17 protein-coding genes are annotated in these 17,219 nt (G+C 36.7%); 12 read left to right on the top strand and 5 right to left on the bottom strand.

Annotation, left to right across the window (positions count from 1 at the left end; all coding sequences use genetic code 11):
- Positions 1-16: 16 nt before the first annotated feature.
- Together D0T53_RS11765 and D0T53_RS11770 are read right to left on the bottom strand one after the other, a co-directional pair.
- On the bottom strand, positions 17-1,693 hold the full coding sequence (locus tag D0T53_RS11765) for a hypothetical protein (RefSeq protein WP_163268133.1): 1,677 nt from the start codon (positions 1,691-1,693) through the stop codon (positions 17-19).
- Between the two features lie 233 nt (positions 1,694-1,926).
- Positions 1,927-2,793: an AraC family transcriptional regulator gene (locus D0T53_RS11770; RefSeq protein ID WP_163268135.1), complete on the bottom strand. Its 867-nt coding sequence runs from the start codon at positions 2,791-2,793 to the stop codon at positions 1,927-1,929.
- A gap of 166 nt (positions 2,794-2,959) precedes the next feature.
- Between D0T53_RS11770 and D0T53_RS11775 the strand changes: the two genes are divergently transcribed.
- Genes D0T53_RS11775 through D0T53_RS11785 form a run of 3 tightly spaced genes read left to right on the top strand, consistent with a single transcriptional unit; the run spans position 2,960 to position 5,532 of the window.
- Positions 2,960-3,712, top strand: coding sequence for a sulfite exporter TauE/SafE family protein (locus D0T53_RS11775; RefSeq protein ID WP_163268137.1), 753 nt, complete (start codon positions 2,960-2,962; stop codon positions 3,710-3,712).
- A 19-nt stretch (positions 3,713-3,731) separates the two neighbouring features.
- Entirely contained in the window at positions 3,732-4,763 is a 1,032-nt protein-coding gene (locus tag D0T53_RS11780; protein ID WP_163268139.1) for an aldo/keto reductase, read from the top strand.
- A 22-nt stretch (positions 4,764-4,785) separates the two neighbouring features.
- Complete coding sequence (locus tag D0T53_RS11785; RefSeq protein WP_163268141.1) at positions 4,786-5,532, top strand: DUF1349 domain-containing protein; 747 nt, start codon at positions 4,786-4,788, stop codon at positions 5,530-5,532.
- Between the two features lie 536 nt (positions 5,533-6,068).
- On the opposite strand, the gene ygiD is transcribed toward D0T53_RS11785, so the two are convergent.
- From ygiD to D0T53_RS11800, 3 genes are all read right to left on the bottom strand, one after another.
- The gene (ygiD, locus tag D0T53_RS11790) at positions 6,069-6,806 is read right to left on the bottom strand and encodes a 4,5-DOPA dioxygenase extradiol (RefSeq protein WP_163268143.1); all 738 of its coding nucleotides are present in this window, start codon (positions 6,804-6,806) and stop codon (positions 6,069-6,071) included.
- Positions 6,807-6,928: 122 nt separating this feature from the next.
- The gene (locus D0T53_RS11795; protein WP_185152999.1) at positions 6,929-7,501 is read right to left on the bottom strand and encodes a GNAT family N-acetyltransferase; all 573 of its coding nucleotides are present in this window, start codon (positions 7,499-7,501) and stop codon (positions 6,929-6,931) included.
- A gap of 220 nt (positions 7,502-7,721) precedes the next feature.
- Positions 7,722-8,468, bottom strand: a complete 747-nt coding sequence (locus tag D0T53_RS11800; protein WP_163268145.1) for a DUF5131 family protein — start codon at positions 8,466-8,468, stop codon at positions 7,722-7,724.
- A gap of 457 nt (positions 8,469-8,925) precedes the next feature.
- Here D0T53_RS11800 and D0T53_RS11805 point away from each other — a divergent pair, with 457 nt between their 5' ends.
- The 9 genes from D0T53_RS11805 to D0T53_RS11845 all read left to right on the top strand — a co-directional run bounded on the left by D0T53_RS11805 (position 8,926) and on the right by D0T53_RS11845 (position 17,112).
- Positions 8,926-10,038 carry a Fic family protein gene (locus D0T53_RS11805; RefSeq protein WP_163268147.1) on the top strand — a complete coding sequence of 371 codons (1,113 nt, stop codon included), beginning with the start codon at positions 8,926-8,928 and terminating at the stop codon, positions 10,036-10,038.
- 194 nt (positions 10,039-10,232) lie between these two features.
- Entirely contained in the window at positions 10,233-10,721 is a 489-nt protein-coding gene (locus tag D0T53_RS11810) for an RNA polymerase sigma-70 factor (RefSeq protein WP_163268149.1), read from the top strand.
- 11 nt (positions 10,722-10,732) lie between these two features.
- On the top strand, positions 10,733-11,518 hold the full coding sequence (locus D0T53_RS11815; RefSeq protein WP_163268151.1) for a FecR family protein: 786 nt from the start codon (positions 10,733-10,735) through the stop codon (positions 11,516-11,518).
- Complete coding sequence (locus D0T53_RS11820) at positions 11,519-13,951, top strand: TonB-dependent receptor (protein ID WP_163268153.1); 2,433 nt, start codon at positions 11,519-11,521, stop codon at positions 13,949-13,951.
- Between the two features lie 91 nt (positions 13,952-14,042).
- Positions 14,043-14,393, top strand: a complete 351-nt coding sequence (locus D0T53_RS11825) for a hypothetical protein (protein ID WP_163268155.1) — start codon at positions 14,043-14,045, stop codon at positions 14,391-14,393.
- 105 nt (positions 14,394-14,498) lie between these two features.
- The gene (locus D0T53_RS11830) at positions 14,499-14,921 is read left to right on the top strand and encodes a DUF6769 family protein (protein WP_163268157.1); all 423 of its coding nucleotides are present in this window, start codon (positions 14,499-14,501) and stop codon (positions 14,919-14,921) included.
- A 187-nt stretch (positions 14,922-15,108) separates the two neighbouring features.
- Positions 15,109-15,801, top strand: a complete 693-nt coding sequence (locus tag D0T53_RS11835) for a phosphatase PAP2 family protein (RefSeq protein WP_163268159.1) — start codon at positions 15,109-15,111, stop codon at positions 15,799-15,801.
- Between the two features lie 23 nt (positions 15,802-15,824).
- Entirely contained in the window at positions 15,825-16,625 is an 801-nt protein-coding gene (locus tag D0T53_RS11840; protein WP_163268161.1) for a phosphatase PAP2 family protein, read from the top strand.
- 64 nt (positions 16,626-16,689) lie between these two features.
- A complete protein-coding gene (locus tag D0T53_RS11845) occupies positions 16,690-17,112 on the top strand; it encodes a Fur family transcriptional regulator (protein ID WP_163268163.1) in 423 nt (140 codons plus the stop codon).
- Positions 17,113-17,219 lie beyond the last annotated feature (107 nt).

Genomic DNA, 17,219 nt, shown 5'->3' on the forward strand with positions numbered 1-17,219 from the left:
CTATTCTTTCATTTTACTATTCCCAATCGTAGGTAATTACGGGCAGGTTATTGTAAGCTTTGTTTATGTAAGTTCTTTGCCCCCAGATGCTAGTGTGTCTTGTGTTCCAGTTTATGTGATATATTGTCCATTGGCAGATGTGTTTCTTTTTGTCAATCCATTTAAATTCGTAACACATTTCGGCCCAAGGATAGAAGCGGTATGATCCACTGTTTGGGTAAAACAATACCCGATCAAATTTTATCGAATCTGTCATACTCATAGAGTTTAGATACCTGACCGCAATAACATCGCCTTTAATCTTGATTATAAGGCGGTCATAACTGTTGCTTTCATCGTGTCGTGCAGGATAATCGTACACCACATCGCCGATATCTGTCTTGCTAATATGTAGCCATGTTCCCTCGTAAGGGTGCTCCATTGTTTTATACGTCTTCGTATTCAAATCAATTTCTATGGGTTCTTCATCCAATTCATACTTGCCGGAAAAGAGAGGTTTTTCAATAGGCAAAAAGTTTTCATTATCCGGATTATGCGGTGTTGTGCGTTGGTTTTGATAATAGTGTCCCGACGGAAGTATATCGTAGCTATCGATCCACAAGGAGGAGTCTGACGCAAAATCTTCGGTATTGATAGACCAGAGTAAAGTTGATTTATCTTTTGTTAGGACGATTTTTTTTATCGATTTTCCTGGGTTGTGCATCTCTTTCCAATCGAGAGTTTGACGACCAGCCAATACGTCGGGATATTGTGCAAAAGCCATGTAATCGAAATCGATCATAGCCGTAATAACAGAATCTCCTTGATAATTTAATTCCTGTATTTTGTACATACGTGAATCGCCGTGAATAAATTCTCGTATAAATACCTGATCGTCAACGATAAATATTCGTCTTGTTTTGGAAACATGATAGCCTTTGCCGTCTTCGCCCTTCCATGTTGTATAAAAAACCTTACTGCGGTTTTTCCAGTTGATACTGTTATCCATTGTTTTTACTTCATTTTCAGCCTGAATGCCTTCAAGCGGAATATTTTCTCCTGTTGATCTGTAAAACTTTGTAGAATAGCCTATATGATACTTTGAGCCATCGGCTCGCTCTTTTTCACTAAGGTAGTGTATTGTGTTATCATCAACCCAGTACACCCCCGTCAAGTCGGTATTCATCTGATCAATGCCGTATGGTACGTATTTATTACCCTCTTTTACCTCGATATAATAGTTCATTCCATCATATTCAAAAGTACCGAATCGGTATTTACCCGAAGGGGAATAGACGTAACTTGAAGGATTGACGAAAATTTCTTCTGAAGTTCTTAAATCGTATGCCGACACAAATCCGTGTCCGCCTGTTATCATCACATACTCCAATTCGGGACAATATTCGTATGCCTCTTGTTCTCTGACGTAAATTGTCGAATCATCTTCCTGAACGATAGTAATATATTCAGCGAAAGGCTTAAAATTTCTAAGCCTTTCGTCAGACATCAATCTTTCATTGAATTTTTCATCGGCTTCTTCTGCGTAATAAATTTTATAGGGGCATTTTTTTACTTTACTATAATCGTAAACTCCAATATCTAAAGCTTTGGGACTAATGCGATATTGTTTCTCTTGTGCCTGTATCCGAAAAGCGTTACATGTAATTAGTAATAACAGTACAATTATGCTGTTTAATATGGAGGATGTTTTCATTATCTGTTTATTTAATTATTCTGCTTTTATTTTAAATTCACAAGACTTGTCCTCTGTGGAACTAAGAATATAATATCTGCTTTGTTTATCTTTAATAAAAACCGATTCATAGGCATTACCGTGTGTTACCCACGGGTCTTTTTCTTTGTCGGGCAGTACCAGTTGGGTTTTATTTCCTGTTTTCAAGTTACAAACATAAGTGTTTTACCTGCAGTTCAAAAAAAACTTTCGAATCAAGTGTTAATCTGTTCTCTGTATTCCTTTGGATTTCGATTGGTTATAGTGTAAAACTGTTTAATGAAATAAGGAATATTATTATAGCCTGATTCATAAGCGATTTGAGATACTGTCAGATTGGAGTAAGAGAGCAGCCTACAAGCATGTTCAATCCGGATTTCGGCAAGACACTGAAATATACTCTTGTCTGTTTTCTGTTTAAAAGAACGGCAAAGTGCCGATGGATTCAGGTTTACATAGTCTGCAATATCCTTTAATGTAATTTTGTCTTTAAAATGATTAAACAGATAAGTATAAACTTTATTGATGGGATCGTTTACCTCGTCAATAATATTAGAGCTATTATAAGCTGTATGGGATAGTAATTTTGTTTTTTTACATAGTGATAGTTTTTCTAAAATACGGAATAAGTGGATTAACCGTGCAGTAAATTCCAACCCATTTATTTCCCGAATCATTTGCTTTATCTTAAAATAAAGTTCTTTGTCGTAGAACCGTATTCCATACTGGCTTTTATATAGCAATTCGCAGATATCCCGATAGTCAGGAAGATTTTCCATGTTCAGGGGAAAAATTTCAGGTAGAAATTGTAAAGTGTCTCCTCCGCTTATTTCGGTTTCCGGCGAATCATTTAGTTTGGTATTGCATAAATGAAGATGAGGAACATTGCTGCCTATCAGGGCTAAATCGCCTTGGCTATAATCGGCAACACCTTCTCCTACAAACTGTTTTCCACTACCTTGGTTAAAAACCATTATTTCAAACTCGGGATGTTTATGACGGGGTAATACAAACTGCGGATAGGGTACATGGCTACACAAGGTGCTCATGCTATGGATGATTTTTCGTTCTAAAATAGCCATAGATTGATTTTTTATTTATTGCAAATATAAGAAAGTATACTGCAAATAAAATAGAGTTTAATAAGAAATAGTTCCTCTAACTTTGTCGAACAATAATTTTATATAATTCTGGATGCTAGTTTAATAGCTGAGTTTGTATTTATTTGAATATTCAAATAACAGGGAAATGGATTTTTCGATATGGATGCTCTCGCCTTCTGATTGGTTGATATTTTTTATGGCTGCTTTGTTCATCGGTATGTCCAAAACGGGCATACAGGGTGTTAGTTTGCTGTCTATTCCTTTGATGGCTATGATTTTTGGTGCAAAACCTTCCACAGGAATTATGCTTCCAATCTTATGCTTTGCTGATTTGATGGCTGTACTTTATTACAGAAGAATAGCCGAATGGAAATATATATTCAAATTATTACCATCGGCTTTGATAGGGGTTAGTATTGCCTTATTAGTTGATAAGGTAATTCCACCCGAAGAGTTTAAACAATTGATGGGTATTTGCTTACTGGTAGTTTTTTTGTTTATGCTTTGGGCTGAATTGAAGGGAAAGGAGAATAATATATCCGCTCATTGGTGGTATGCTCCATCGTTTGGTATATTGGGAGGTTTTACAACAATGATAGGCAATGCTGCCGGTCCGGTTTTAGCTATATATCTTCTATCTATGAAACTGCCTAAATATAGCTTTGTTGGAACTAATGCATGGTTTTTTCTTGTTATAAATTATTTAAAAATGCCTGTTCAGGTTATTGTTTGGAACAATATAAACACTTCCTCTTTAATATTAGGCTCCTTGGCTATTCCTTTTGTTGTTGTTGGAGGAATATCGGGCATTAAATTGGTAAAGAAGCTTCCGGAAAAAGGATTCAGATATTTTACGATAATTATGACTTTTGTATCGGTTCTATTGTTAATAATATAAACTCAAAATCAAAAAAAAGATGGAATACAGAAAATTAAATGGGTCAGGGTTATTTGTTCCTTCGTTAACGTTAGGTACTGGTACATTTGGTGGAACCAATGGTTTTGAAGGTTGGGGAAATACAGATGTAGCAGAAGCAACAAGGATGGTAGATATTTGTTTGGATGCCGGACTGAATATGTTCGATACGGCGGATATTTATTCAATAGGTTATTCCGAAGAAATACTCGGAAAAGCAATCAACGGAAAACGAAATAAATTGCTTATCTCAACAAAAGCAACTTTCCCGATGAGTGAAAGCCGGAATGATATGGGAAGTTCGCGTTGGCATATTATAAATGCCTGCGAAGCCAGCTTAAAACGATTGAATACAGATCATATAGATATGTATTATATGCACGGATTTGATGCAAACACTCCGGTTGAAGAAACGTTGCGGGCTTTGGACGATTTAGTAAGCAGTGGTAAAATTCGTTATATAGGATGTTCTAACTTTTCGGGATGGCATTTGATGAAATCTCTTTCGATATCAGAAAAACAAGGATGGAATCAATATGTTGCCCATCAAGTGTATTACTCTTTACTCAACCGTGAATTTGAATGGGAATTAATGACTCTAGGTCTTGACCAACAAGTTGGCACATTTGTATGGAGCCCTTTGGCTGCCGGAAGATTGGGTGGACGTTATCGTAGAAATAATCCAGTGCCCAAGGATGGAAGGGTAGCTCGTGGTGGTGCTCCGGTTCCTGATAACGTAGTCTCGTACAACAGATTGTATGATATTATGGATGTGCTTGACGAAATTGCAGGCGAAGTAGGGAAGACTGTGGCTCAGGTAGCGTTGAACTGGTTACTGCAACGTCCTACTGTATGCAGTTTGGTAATCGGAGCTAGTAATGAAGAGCAACTGAAACAAAATTTAGGAGCCGTTGGCTGGAATCTGACAGAAGGGCAAATCGAACGCCTTGATGAGGTAAGTAAAACGCCTAAAAACTATCCATATTGGCACCAAGATGAAAAGCCGTGGTTGAAATCGCAAATATTTATTTAATACATATAAAAAAACAGTAAAGATGAAAAAGAGAAACATTATTATTTTGTCGATATTTGGAATGTTATTATTCAATAGTTGTACAAATAAAAACGCAAATTTGCCGGAACCAGAAAAAGCTATTAATGCTGATTCGGCACAAATAAGTGGTGTTGACTGCAATGTAAACATTAGCGGAATTAATTTTACCAAGTCAATAAATAATGCAGCTTCGCTTATATCTATTGAAGAGAATAACAAGGTGATATTTACTACTGGAGAAAAAACCGATTATTTTGCTGATCCAGACAATAAATTGTCGAATAGAACAGCCCCTATCTTATTGTCGGAAGTAGATAATACCAAACCTTTTACCTTAACAGCAAAGGTAACACCTGAGTTTACCGAAACAGGACTATACAATGCAGGGGTGTTATATATTTATGTACACGATAATTTTTGGCAGAAACTATGCTTTGAGCAAGATGAACGCGGTAAACATCGTGTAGTAACTGTACGAACCATAGGAACATCGGATGATAACAACCACGATATAGTTGAACAACCTTTTATTTATATGAAGATTTCCTCGGACACAAATACAATAGCATCTTATTATTCTCTCGATAATAAAAACTGGCAGATGGTACGTGTGTATCAAAATAACTATCCGGCTAAAATCTGGATGGGTATTAGTACCCAATGTCCGCAAGATAAAGGAAGTAGCAGTACTTTTGAAGAGCTTCATTTGGAGCAAAAGAGTGTTTCCGATTTCCGGATGGGAATCTAAAGATACTTATGTTGCACCCTAAAATAGCTTGACAGGGTTTATATTAAAATATTCGACGAACCGATGGATTTATATTCATCGGTTTTTTTGATTCAAAAAAATCATCCGATTTTCTATATATTGTAATGTTTTCAATGTTTTTTCGTAATTTCGAATGTGGTTGTTTATGTATGTGTCTGAAAATTAGTGGTTTTGTTTTTTTTGAATACGCTATGTGTTAATATAGTTATTTTGAAATAAAACTAATATTACAGAAAAATATAGACTTATAAATGCGAAGAAAATGAAGGTGTAATAATGAATTGGTAAATTAGAAAAAGCATAAAATACAATGAAAATATTTACAAGGTTAATTCTTTACTTAACATTACTTTTTGCAGGAAATACTGTAAACGCAAATATGGCTTCGCCATACGTTGATGGAACAAAGGTTAGCAGTCCTTTTTCGAGCAGGCATGTCGATATTCTGCACGAAAATATTTGTATACAAATTGACGAGCATTTCCGGACAGCTAAATATATTATCGAATATACCATTAAAAGTGATACGATAGGTAGGCAAATTCCACTGTTATTTTATGCTGTTGATTATAAAGAAAATTTTTGTGTTTGGCTTGATGATACGCCAATGAATATTTTGGAGATTCCGTTTGATATAACCCCTGCCATAGATTCTCTATTACTTGATTTTTCGAAGAATATTGAACTTGCAGAAAATCGACATTACAGAGGTGTAATGGTTCGTTGGGATGAGCAAGGCGCAGATTGTGTACCATGTTGCCGCTTCCGGCAATCAACACACCTTTGCGGCGGAGAAACGACAATTCTTTCCCCAAGTTATAGTGGTATTGCATATCTTGGGAATAATCAATACTTAGTTGTACTACCGGAATATCAGCATCCGGGTACATGTGTTTTAGAAACGACCATGTGCCATGATCCAATCCCCATCGGTAATCTTTTTCTATCTCATACATTTTTACTTTATCCCGAAGCATATCTGTCAACCGTGGTGAACCCGGAGCAGGATATTGTTGCCGATATAATTCTTCAGGAAAGCCTCCGAAATCGTGGATAGTTTTAGGTTTATCCATCGCCGTAACCATAGGCACTTCAGTTTCCCAGTGAGCAGAGATGCAGAGTATGGCTTTGGGACAGGGCAATATTTCTCCCATCCTTTTCCATTCTCTTGAGAATAAATTATCCTCAATAGCGTTTGTAGGCGTTCCATGCCCAATAAACAAAACAGGCATTACCGTTTTATCGTATTCCATATCGTATTCTATAAGATGTTATTGGTAAAACAATCTTACCGGGGAATAGTTTTTAAGCCATAAGGGAGAAGAGAATAGTTAAAGGAAATTCAGAGGGACGAATCCCTCTGATTATTGTATTATTATCTATCCGATTCATCATTCCTCCAATGCTCAGGTTTGTTCAATTCATCGCAACACCGGATCTTTCCTTTGCCTATCTCAAATCCTTTCGGACTGATTGCCTGAACCATCCAATAATCACTGTATTCTTCAGCAATCGGATAAGGAGCCGGATAACCCAACCGAGTCGCATTTGGCAGGAAACCATATTTCGGATAGTACTCTTTGTGTCCCAATACAAACACAAGGTTTGAACTCTTTTTTCGCAGTGCCTCTATGCCCGCTTGTATCAGCATTCCACCAATACCCTGTCTTTGGTATTCGGGTTTGACAGCTAAAGGGGCGAGAGTGTGCATCATCGGTTGTGTTTCCTGATTATCAAAATAGGCTCTGGTAAAAAGGATATGCCCAATAGCTTCATCCTGATAAAAAGCGAGTAACGAAAGCATGGGTTCTGCGGTTTTATCAGCTAATAGATCGGCTACTAATTGAGCTTCTTTATCATAGCCAAAGGCTTGTTTCTCGACAGTTATTATGTCCTTGAAGTCGTTTGTGTTTGTTTCTCTTATCTGTATATTATTCAAATTTATCATTTCATTGTTTTTTAGCACGCATATGTGCAGGTAGCTGTGTATACGCCACAAATATGCAATTGTTTTGATTGTAAAATACGAAAATAACTTGGGCAAGAATATGCCTGAGTATGAATTGAGGGATAACCCTGACAAGACTTTGCCAAAGGTTATTTACTTCACGGACTCCTTCTTTGTTTTATACATAGACCGTAAAAGTAATATTTTTTTTTGTATTTCTTCAAGCATTGAAGTTAATCCCCGCTTTGCGAGCCTGTGCATGTTGCAATCGTCGGCTTATATTATACAGTTTACCATCTTTGATAAGCTTGCCTCCGGTCTGTTTGAACCAGAATGAAACATTCTGTTCTACGCATAAATTATGGAGTTCCATTATCCAATCAAAATTGCAGGGACGGGCGTTATAGCCCGATTCTCCACCTACAACGACTTGTTCTACCCACGAACCAATATCATACGAACTTAAATCTATTCGTTCCAAAAGTGGTTCACAGATAATGATCTTGTGTTTTATTGGAGCGTTTTTGTAAATAGGCAGGCGATAATCGGCGCGGTCTTGATTCTCAACAGTGCAACAGATGGTTACATTCTCATATCCATCACCCCAATCTTCGGGTAGAGATTGAGTCAGACGATCGATACGTTTGGTAATCATCATAAATCGCAAATCGCTTCTAATGCGTATCATTTTCCATGCTTCGGTACGCCATTCATCGGCATCTTCCAGAAAGAAGTCGGAAGTGAAACAGGTATAGACCAGCGAACCGGAAGGAATCTTGTATTCGCCTCCTCGTTTCTTTTGAATGGGCAGATCGAAGCTCTTGGTTTTGGTAACAATGCTGCTGTCAATACCGCGCTTCGAATCGCCTCGGTAGACGTAGCAGTGCTGGCAACCTGTACTCAGCTTATGACAGCCATGCCACAGGTTCCACATCTTTGATTTGGATTCGATAGCGTTCTTGGGCATTCGACGATATTATTTCTAAAAGTGTGTAAATACTGTGCGATATAGAAAAACAAAAAAAGCTAACAATCTGTATTAAAGACTATTAGCTTTCTCTTTGGCGGTATGGACGGAATCCATTATCTCTTAGTTAAATAGCTACATATCAAATATTTGTCCTACCAATTTCTGTAAAGGTGAACACTGTAGGACATTTCAAAATATCACATTTTGGCTTAGTATTGGACGCTCTTGTCCACACATAACTTACTCATTACAAATATACTATATTTATTGAGAATAAGAACTATTTTTTCAGACTATTTTTATAATTATCTATATATCATAGAATTAAATGATTGTTGTTCGATAATCTCGTTAGTTGTAACCTTTATTTTGCAAAATATGCGAAGAAAATTTCTCATGCGAAGAAAAATTTGTATATTTATCGCAAATATTGCGTAGAATAAAAAGCGAGATTATGTATATACATCAACATAAAAATTGGACTAACTTCACTTGGGATAATAACAAGCTGCTTACATTGTTAGCTAATGTCAGGCATTTGCAAGGGCGTTTATTGGGGCAAATGGAGAATTTAGGCTTTAAATTGAAAGAAGAAGCCGTACTTTCTACACTCACTTTGGATGTGTTAAAGTCGACAGAAATAGAGGGAGAAATATTGAATAAAGATCAGGTGCGTTCGTCTATTGCCCGAAAATTGGGTTTAGAGGTATCGGGGTTGGTTGATTCTCCACGAGATGTAGATGGTGTTGTGGAAATGATGCTTGATGCAACACAAAATTATATGCAATCCATAACAACAAAAAGATTATTCGGTTGGCATGCTGCTCTTTTTCCAACAGGTTACAGTGGCATGTATAAAATAGAAGTTGGTAAATACAGAAATGGAGATATGCAAGTTGTTTCCGGCGCAATGGGTAAAGAAAAGATCCATTACGAAGCACCTGAAGCAAATCAGGTAGAATCTGAAATGAATACATTCTTGGAATGGTTTAATAATACATCGGAAACAGATCCGGTACTTAAAGCGGCTATCGCTCACTTCTGGTTTGTAACAGTCCATCCTTTTGACGATGGGAACGGACGTATCGCACGTGCCATAACAGATATGCAACTTGCTCGAAGTGACGGAAGTCCTCAACGTTTTTACAGTATGTCGAGCCAGATACTTACCGAACGTAAAAAGTATTATGAGATACTTGAAAAGACTCAGCGAGGAACAAGTGATATAACCAATTGGCTGGTATGGTTCTTATCTTGCCTCGAAAATGCACTCATAAATAGCGGGGAAGTATTAGATTCTGTTTTGGTTAAGGCTAAATTTTGGGAGAAACATAGTCAGACTTCGTTGAATGATCGGCAACGCTTCATGTTAAATAAGCTGTTGGACGGATTTGACGGGAAACTGACATCTTCCAAATGGGCTAAAATGGCAAAGACTTCACAGGATACAGCTATACGGGATATACAAGATTTGATGGATAAAGGAATACTTCGCAAAGAAGCACAAGGTGGCAGAAGTACAAATTATGAGTTGATTATAGATTCTCATACGGTATATTGTAAATAATAGATTTAAGTATGAACATTCCAATAAATATTCTATCGTAATTCTGGCTCTTTTGATAAGCTTATAGCTTAAAGGATAGTTTGCTCATATCCACTAAAAAACAACTGATATAGATAAGATAACTCAGAAAAACGAATATCTTGGTAGGGTAATTTCTTTTTCAAGCGGTACATAAATAAAAAGATATCATTGAAGTGATAAGCAAAACAGAATTTCAAAAACTGTTTGACAACTATTTCGATACGATCAGAAACTTTGTCTATTACAGATGCGGAGATACAGAAACCGCATCTGATATAACACAGGAGGTCTTTATGAAGATATGGGAAAAACACAAGCAGTTTGAAGTTAGCGATATTAAAAGCTTACTTTATAAGATGGCGAATGATATGGCTATATCGAATTATCGCAAGGAACAAACCCAGCTTAATTTTGAACAGAGTATGACCATAGAGCAGGATTATGATGCATCTCCCGAAGAAATGGTACAGTTCGAAGAATTAAAATCCTCTTATGCAAGAGCTTTAACCGATATGCCGGAGAATCAGCGTGTAACATTTCTGATGAATCGTAACGAGGGTTTAAAGTATCACGAAATAGCGGAAAACTTGAACATTAGCATCAAAACTGTAGAAAAGCGAATCAGTACAGCACTGGCTTATCTGAAAAAAGAATTACTCTAAAAAGTATGTATATGAATACCGACAAAATAAAAATAGAACCCCGGTGGGAAAAGAGCAAAGATAAGATATGGAATGAAACCTTTGCTGACTTGACAGAAGAAACCACTACACAAGGGATAGAACCGAAACGAAAATCCCTTCGGTTTTATGTAGCTGCTTCAGTTGCCGCCATTATAATACTGTTGCCCAGTATAGCATTTTTCTATACCAAAAATGAGGTTGTCGGTAGAGGCTCGCATCTGGCTGTTGTACTACCTGATGGCTCTACAGTAGATTTGAATGCCGAAAGTAAAATAACTTATAAACCTTTATGGTGGCATATTTCCCGTGATGTGGAACTGAAAGGAGAAGCGTACTTTGAAGTCAAAAAAGGAAGCACTTTTGATGTACGTTCAGGAGAATATACAGTCAGTGTGTTGGGTACAAGTTTCAATATATTCAGTCGTGACGGGAAATATAATGTAACTTGTTTGACAGGAAAAGTGAATGTTTCTGATAAATTAGAATCAGTAATACTTACCCCGAACATGCAGGCATTATGGGATAACGGCAAATTGACTTCAAAGGATATAGATGATGCAAAAGAATCTATCAACTGGAAACAGGGGAAATTTATTTTCGTTGGTGTACCTTTACCGGATGTAATTCAGGAGATTGAAAGACAGTACAACATTGAAGTATTGCCAAACTCAATTCCGGATTATTCATATTCAGGTAATTTTACAAAAACGAATGATCCGAACGATGTTCTTAAAATAGTAGGTACTCCGTTCGGAATCGAATTTAAGATAAAATAATTGAAGAAACTATTTGCTATATTGGCAATAATCTTTGTAAGCACTATTGCAGCTTTTTCACAAGAGCTGCATTTGGCTGTTAAAGATAAACCCTTGAATGATGTATTGAGAGGTTTGTCCGTAGAAATTTCATTTGATGACAATGCACTATCCAAATATAAGGTATCAGTCAATAAAACATTTAATAGCCCTCATTCAGTACTTGATTTTTTACTAAAAGATAAACCGTTTCGCTTTGAGAATATAAACGGGGTTTATGTTATAACGACATACATTGAAAAGAAAGAGCTGCCGTTAGTTGTTGAAGCTAAAAAATACTATACGTTTTCGGGAATAATAAAAGATGCCGAAAACGGAGAAAATCTGCCTTACGCCTATATTACCACTCCCGAAGGAATAATATCGACTGACGAAGCTGGTTTTTTTTCGTTTAGAACTGAAAGAAAAGGGAAGCTGCATGTACAGGCTCAATATTTAGGCTATCAGGTACAGGACACTATCCTATCTCCGGGATTAAATGAGATAAGTTTACTGCCCACTATTTATACAATGGACGAAGTCATTGTCAGCCCTTTGTCTGCAACCATGCTTATGCAATCGGGAAATAACGCAGGTGAAATCCGCATCAATCATCAGGTTGCAAAATATCTGCCGGGAAGCATCGACAATACCGTGTTTAATCTTATGCGAATGATGCCCGGTGTAAGAGCATCGGGAGAACCATCGGAAGATATGATTGTATGGGGCAGCAATATGGGCGAGAGCAAAATAACGTATGACGGATATACGCTGTTCGGTATAAAGAATTATAATGACCATATAGGTTCTGTCAATCCTTACATGGTGAAAGATATCCGCATTATGAAAGGAGGTTACAGTTCCAATCAGGGAGGGCGTATTGGAGCTATTACAGAGATTACAGGTATAGATGGTGATTTTTTCAGACCTTCGGTAAAAGCAAGCATCAGCAATTATACAATGAATCTTTTCGCTTCTGTTCCTCTGACTAAGAAGCTGAATATATCTGCCGCTTACAGGCAGACATTTTACAATTTGTACAATAAAGAGAATGTTGATTTTTCCAACAAGGACAATATTACACCAAGCATCTCCGATATATATATAAAGCCTGATTATCATTTTAACGATGCCAATGTAAAATTATCAGGAAAAGCATTTAAGGACGATTCCTACTACATCAGTCTCTACGGAGCCAACGACCGTTTCAAATATTCGGTAAAGCAACCGGAAGAATACGACCTCAATGCTTCTGAAAAAAACAGGCAATATGGTGGAGCAGCTTCCTATAAACGAGTATGGGAAAACGGCTCAACGACAAAGATCACTGCAACTTTTTCTCGTCTTACTTCTTTATTGGATAACCTCACAATCGTTGGCGATAAAAAACCAACAAACGAAGATGTTAGCCATCTGGACAATGAAGTACAAGAATATTCGATAAAACTCAATCACGATTTTTCCATTGGAACCCGTAATAAAATACAAATCGGTGGAGAATGGCAGCAATACAGGGTAAGTCTGAATGACCTGTGTGGGGAACTGGAAAAACCGACAGTTTATATAACAGACAATATCCTTTTAGGCAAATTGTCTGTGAACGCAGGTGTAAGAGTAGATATGCCGCTTGATAAAAAAGTGTATGTACAACCCCGTCTATCAGGAAGATATAAACTATCGAAAGAACTGACAGCAACGGCTTCATGGGGAATCTATAACCAATTCCTTACCCGTACTGCCTATGAATATGATGAATCGGGATTTCAAACGGTGTGGACGATGGCAGATAGCACATTTACCAAAGCAATGCACACTACCGCAGGCATTGCATATAGTAAAAACGGTTTTTTGGTAAGTCTGGAAGGATATTATAAAAAGACAAAAAACGGGCAGTATTTTTTGGATAATACAGTTTATAAGATAGACAACACAATTTTAGGTGCAGATCTGTATGCTAAAAAGCAGATTAAAAACCACACCCTGTATGGTTCGTATTCTATTAATAACCTTCGGAAACCTCAAAATGAACTTTCACATGAGATAAAGGTCGGAGGTATCGGTGCTTTCGATCCATTCTACTTTTCTTTGAGTTACGTTTACGGTACAGGTTTTACATATACCTCAACCGGAGGGCATGGGCATGGGCATGGACAAGGTAATGAAGAAGGACAACACAACTCCGAATATGGACATACAGATTCTTCCGATGAATCGTATAGCCGTTTTGATATAGGTGTCACATACAGAAAGCAAATAAAGAGAATAAAACTGCAAACAGGCGTATCGCTTCTGAATGTTTTCGATACTAAGAATATAAAATACAATTATCGGGTTTCCGGTCAGAATACTGCTACCAATATCTTCACTAAAGCTACTCCATTTACTCCAACTGTATTTTTTGAAATTATTTTCTGATTTGTGGTAGGGTAAATCCTACTTTGTGCGGTTAATTATACGAAAGCGTTTCAGTAACAAACAGTTTAATTAATTCAAAAAAAAAAAGAAAATGAAGAAATTATTTTATTCGTTGGCAGTAGTATTATTTGCGGTATCATTTGTAGCATGCAGTAATGATGACCATGACGATTTTGGCACATCGGCTAAACAGGACATTGAAACAAGAGCAGCCGCCTTAGGGTTTGATGACGTTGCCGCTTATAAAGCAAGTGTAGCTGAACAATGTGTTGCAGGAAATCACGAGAATTGCGATATTTATAAAGATGGCACACATGAAGCCTGTGCATATTCCGATCATTCGGGGAAAAACCATGACGGTACACATCACAACGGAACCGATCATGGTACGCATGATCAGAATGGCCATTCACACGGTTCGCATGATGGTAATCATCACTAAAATATTCTCAGTGGGGATTCAATAAAAGGAAATAATAGTCTTTTATTGAATCCTTTATTTAAAATGTTTGAAACAATAATCTATTCAGTCTACAGTTTATAAGGTATGAAAAGGTATTTCATTTTATCAATACTGTCGTTGTCCATATTTATACTGTTGGTTATGACAGTAATACCTCATCATCATCACGAAGGGATAGCTTGTGTTATTACGGAACTTTGTGAGGATGATGATACATATAATGATGAACATACCTATCATAAAGATATATCGGGACAAAACACTTATGACTATTCATGCATTACCGAATTGGATATTATCGTGCCATCCTTAGACCACGAAATGATATTCAAAATATTATCAGCTAAAGATAATCTTAACCTATTCTTCTTACTTCCCACACATTTAAATGTCCTTGTTGACTCCACGATCTCTGATAATGATTTTGGAGAGTATATACTGAACTACCAATCTGCACACGTAAATCACTATAATGGTTTACGTGCTCCCCCGTACTTGCCTGCCTGATACATCAGGGAAATGGCATTTTCAAATCATATTCATAATATAAACTTGCTACAAGTATAGTCGCAAATATCTGTATGTATGCTTGTAGTATCTCTGAAGTATTTGGTTTTTTCTGAAATCACAGGCGATCCCTATGCCCTTGTTCGTACAGATAAACTATTATACAACCAATAAACATACTAACAATATGCTTGATAAATTTCTCCCATATGAAAAGAGCCTCTTTCTCTTTGTAAATGGAACACATACCTATTTTTGGGACAATACGATGTGGCTATTCTCCGATTTAAAAATATGGATGCCGATGACACTTGTGCTGATTATTAACATCATATATAAAATGTCATGGACAAAATGGCTTCCCATACTACTTGCTATTATTGTTGTTTTTACATTATGCGACCAGTTTTCCAGTCATTTGATGAAGCCATTATTTGAAAGACCACGCCCCACACACTACCCCGGTATTATGGAAAATGTAAGAACTCTCAATGGATATACCGGAGGTAAATATGGTTTTATTTCTGGGCACGCCACCAATAGTTTCGGCTTCGCTATGTTTACCCTGCTTCTTTTCAGAAATAGGTATTATAGCATTGTTATACTCCTTTGGGCAGTATTGATTTCCTACTCACGGGTATATTTAGGAGTACATTTTATATCAGACATTATCGCAGGAGCTATCAGCGGAAGTATTTTAGGAGCACTTGTTTATAAATTATATCAGTTGGGTAGAAAGAAAATAATTCAATATTATGAAACAGACACAGTAACAGTATTTTATCCAACAGCACAGATAAATCTGTTAACAATAACAATTTCAGTCTATATGCTGCTTATGGTATTTTCAAGTGAGCTGATTGTTAGTTATTTCATTTAATATATACGTTAAAATTGAAAACCATGTATCAAAAAATAAAAATAATTCTATCTTTCATTACGATAACATCCTTGTTTTTAATACCAGTAAAAGCTTTGGCTGAAACTGCCGAAATCGAATTATCCTTCAATGACAGCATTCCTGTCTCCGATGAACACACGTTTTCCTGTAAACAATTAATAGTCCCTGCCTCTCTGATGTTGTACGGAACTATTGAAGCAACCCTCGCTCCTAAAAACCGACTGTTAAATTATGCTATCGGACATGAAGTGATAACGCATACACCCGAACGATTTCAGATTGATGACATTACACAATATGTTCCTGCCGCCAGTGTATATGCCTTAAACTTAGTCGGGATAAAAGGTAAGCACAACTTTAAAGACAGAACAATTATTTTAGGAATGGCAAGCCTGTTCACAGCAGCATCAGTGAATGGGTTAAAATATACAGCGAAAGTTGAAAGACCTGATAAGTCCGCAAAAAATTCATTTCCTTCGGGACATACGGCAATAGCCTTTATGGGAGCTGAATTTCTATGGCAGGAATACAAAGATGTTTCTATTTGGTATGGAGTTGCAGGATATACTATTGCAGCCGGGACGGGAGCTTTCAGAATTTATAATAACAAACACTGGGTTGGCGATGTTGCTTTCGGTGCAGGAATTGGAATATTAAGTACAAAACTTGCCTACTGGTTATATCCAACCGTTGAAAAGAAAATGTTTAATGGCGGTCAGGGAAAAAAGAACAAACAAAATATCGCTTTATCTCCTTTCTATAATGGACAACAAGGAGGGCTGGCTTTTTCAATGCAGTTTTAAAAAATATGAAATTAATGGATTCTAACTTGTTATATAGTAAATTTGTACTTAATAATTACTGATTATGAGCGGAAGTATTATAAAATTATTGGAAGACCGGAACGTAAAACCGACATCCACCCGTATATTGATTTTGAAAGCAATGATTGATTTCGACAGGGCATTTAGCTTATCCGATTTGGAGATAAAGCTTGAAACCGTGGATAAATCAACGATATCACGTACTATACACCTATTCCACGAAAATCAATTGATACACAGTTTTGATGACGGCTCCGGTTCTGTAAAATATTCGATATGCAATAGCGACTGCAACTGTGACATAAACGATTTGCACGCCCATTTCTATTGTAACTATTGTAAGAAGGCATTCTGTCTGGAAAATATATCCATACCTAATTTTGAATTATCCTCAACAATGCAGGTCGAAAGCGTAAATTTGGTTATTAAAGGGTATTGTGGCAATTGTGATAAGTTTGCAACTTAGTTGCACGCTTTTTGTTATATATTTGCACATATAAATTGTATAATATAATTGAAAAGTAGTCCACTTAGTAATTGAAAAGTATACCACTAAGTGTCTCGGACGAGATG

This window comes from Dysgonomonas sp. 216 (genome assembly GCF_010501065.1).
Taxonomy (GTDB): domain Bacteria; phylum Bacteroidota; class Bacteroidia; order Bacteroidales; family Dysgonomonadaceae; genus QVMM01.